At 58.4% G+C, this 3,280-nt stretch carries 1 protein-coding gene and 1 pseudogene; one reads left to right on the forward strand and one right to left on the reverse strand.

The window, feature by feature from the left end:
- Positions 1 to 377: 377 nt before the first annotated feature.
- Positions 378 to 2,438, forward strand: a complete 2,061-nt coding sequence (locus KAY22_RS26800; RefSeq protein WP_296626109.1) for a TonB-dependent receptor — start codon at positions 378 to 380, stop codon at positions 2,436 to 2,438.
- Positions 2,439 to 2,745: 307 nt separating this feature from the next.
- Here KAY22_RS26800 and KAY22_RS26805 read toward each other — a convergent pair.
- Positions 2,746 to 3,280 (reverse strand): annotated as a pseudogene (locus tag KAY22_RS26805) (type II restriction endonuclease); the annotation flags it as partial.

Consider the following 3,280-nt stretch of genomic DNA (forward strand, 5'->3'; position numbering starts at 1 on the left):
GCGCCGACCAAGGCTCCGACGAGGGGCAGAAGCGAAAAGCGCCGCTTCTGGATGAAGGTAGGAGCCTTTGGGCGTTCCGGATCAACTTCATCCTGGCGATCTGAACAAATCGGGGAGCCCAATTCCAATGGTTTTACGTCGCCCGAACCATTTTTGAGGGATGAGTCGTTCTGGTGCGTAATCAATGTCAGTAGGGGATGTTGGGTGCTTGAACTCGGAAGCCGTAAGCAGCGGTTTCCGGGCATGCATGTTTTTGTCCTCGACTTCCCCGAAACTCATTTGGGCTGCGCGAAAGGGCAGTTCTTCGAAACAGGGGAAGCATAATGAACAAATTATACTGTTATTCGTCGACGAAGCGCGCAATGCAGCGAAGCTCGATGGCGGCGATTGCGGTGGCGGTCGCGTTTCCCGCGCAGGCTCAGGAAGCCCAGTCGGACGGCCTCGCCGAGATCATCGTAACGGCGGAGAAGCGCGAGGAAAATCTGCAGTCCGTTCCCGTCTCGGTGACAGCGATGACCGGCGAGGCGCTTACGGCAACGGGCATATCAAACGTCGAAGACCTCCAATTTTTTGTGCCGGGCGTGTCGATCACCAACGATTCCATGGCGATCATCAATATTCGTGGAATTGGCACCTCGGCGTTCGGCGTTGCGACCGACCCCAGCACGACAGTCCATTATGACGGCGTCTACATCTCGCGCCCGACCACAAGCTATCAGGATTTGTTCGACGTCGAACGCATCGAGGTGCTGCGCGGACCGCAAGGCGTTCTCTTCGGTCGCAACTCCGCCGGCGGCACACTCAACATCATTTCCAAAATGCCTACGGAGGATTTGACTGGCGCGCTGGGGCTCACCGTCGGAAATTACGAGAAGCGCTCGCTGAGCGGCACGATTTCTGGACCGCTTGGAGCGGGCGTCCGAGGCCGCCTCACCTTGCTTGCCAACCAGCGCGACGGCATCTACCGCGACGTCGTCTCGGGACGGCGATACCAAAACGAAGATAATCTCGCTGGACGACTGACGCTTGCGATTGACGCGAGCGACCGTCTTGAGATCGTGTTGCGGGCGGATGCCAGCCGTGATCGCGAGACCGGCGCGCGGTCTGTTCGGCCCTTTTATCCGCAAGGCTTCGTCGATGCGGGGGCGACGATCCCGGCCAATGACAAAGAGGCCGCACTCGACCGCCTGCCGCGTTACGATGTCGATGCCTGGGGCGTGTCCTCGACCATGAACTGGGACGGCGGCCCGGTCACGCTCCGCTCGATTACGGCGCTGCGCAAGAGCAAGGTCGTCCAGGCGCTCGACGTTGACTCGACTGACCTCTTCCTCCGCGATATCGAATTTTACGAACGTTCCCGCAGTTTCACGCAAGAGCTCCAACTTCTCAACAACGATGCGGACAAGCTGCGCTGGATCGTCGGAGCATTCTATCTGAATGAAAAGGGCAACGACGAAATACGGATCATCGAACCGGGTCGTCGGCTCGCGATCCCGGAAAACAATACGACGAATGCATTCGCGCTCTTCGGACAAGCAAGCTACGAACTCATCGACCGCCTGCGATTGACCGGAGGGCTTCGATACTCATACGAAAAAAAGGATTTCGGATATCGTGTCCTGCTGAACGGAAATCAGGTCGATGCCGGTCAGCCCAAATCATCCTGGACCGCCTGGACTCCGAAAATTGGGATCGATTACGACCTTGCCGATGACGTCATGGCTTATGCGTCGGCAACCCGCGGGTTCAAATCGGGTGGATTCCAGCTGGGAGACGGGCGGCCTTTCCTCCCGGAGTATGTCTGGAGCTACGAAGTCGGCCTGAAGTCGACGCTCCTCGATCGCCGGCTTCGAGCTAATTTTTCCGCCTTCTATTATGATTACACCAATCTTCAGGTGGTCGAGTATAATAATGGCGTTGCCAGTACCACCAACGCCGGCAAGGCGACGATCAAGGGCGTTGAAGCGGAACTGATGGCACGGCCGTTCGATCGCCTGACGCTTACATCCACGATCGCTTATCTCGATGCGCGCTACGATGTCTATTTTGACGACGTCGGCGCAAGCCTCAAGGGCAAGCGGCTGCCGAACGCGCCGAAGTGGAACATCACTCTCGGCGGAGAATATAAGGCCTCCCTGGGCGGCGGAATGCTGACATTACGGACCGATATCTCCTGGCGCGACAGCATCTTTTTCAAGCCCAGCAACAATCCGCTTTTTTCCGGAAACGCCACGACCCTTATAAATGGGCGTGTCGCATGGCAGCCGGCGAGCGAAGCGTGGGAAATTGCGCTTTATGGCCGAAATCTCACCAACGAGCGCTATGTGAGCTATAGTACGATCGGGACGGACGCGACGGGTGTCTCGAACCCTACTCTTCCGCTCTACATCTACGGCGAGCCGCGCCAGTATGGACTGCAGCTGCGCTACTTTTTCTGAGGTTCCTCGTCCTGCGAGGTCCCCCGGCGACTCCCCTACGGTCGTCGGTCCCCCTGGGCGCTTGCGCCCGGGGGGAATACTTCCTCTGAACGCAGGACATGATATGTCCCTGTTCTCACCGGCGCCGTTACTTGAACGGCCCTGCTGATGGCACGATGAGCCGGACAGTAAGATGGCACGAACAGATACGGGCTAGTCCCATCCTGAACGTCGGTAGCGCGCGCGATTTCGATGCCCGGCTTTCCCTGTGACGCCGCGAGGATGCAAAGACCAACTGCTTTCGGAGGCCTACGCGTCGTCGGCTGCCTCACGGCAATGGATGGGAGATCGCCTTGATCGCCTTCAGGCCCGTACCGAAGCGGGCAATGGCGACCCTGTTCTGTTCGAGCTCGGCGTAGGGCAGGTAGGAAATGTCGAGATCACCGATCCGGCTGAAAGCCGGGCGTCGGAGCTGAGCGCGGACATCGGCTTCTCGCGCATCGGGTGCAACCAGGAAAAGTGGCGTCGACAAATGAAGATTCTCGCTGCTCAGCGCGAGATCAAGCATGCGGACAATTCCGGAATAAATGGATGTCGAATGCTCCACTTCGAATGCCGCCGCGACCGTAGCCGTCGATTGCTCGAGCCATAAGATGTCGATCAGTCTTATGGCATCGCTTCCTTGAGCGGTTGCGATGGCATGCGGCAAGCTATCGAGGCATCGAGACCCGAGCGGCACACCCTCATGAAGGCGCCCCCGGTCATTTGCCGCTACCCAGACGTCATATCCAAGTGCAAGGCCGAGGTCCCGAAGCCAGGATTGGACTTCGCTATGCGTCCGGTCGCTCTCTTTCTGATTTGCA

It is taken from the genome of Rhizorhabdus sp. (assembly GCF_018006725.1).
In the GTDB taxonomy this organism is placed as follows: domain Bacteria; phylum Pseudomonadota; class Alphaproteobacteria; order Sphingomonadales; family Sphingomonadaceae; genus Rhizorhabdus.

Bases quoted from the DNA above. Each gene is read 5' to 3' on its own strand.
- KAY22_RS26800 (WP_296626109.1), top strand. From the start codon at position 378: ATGGCGGCGATTGCGGTGGCGGTCGCGTTTCCCGCGCAGGCTCAGGAA.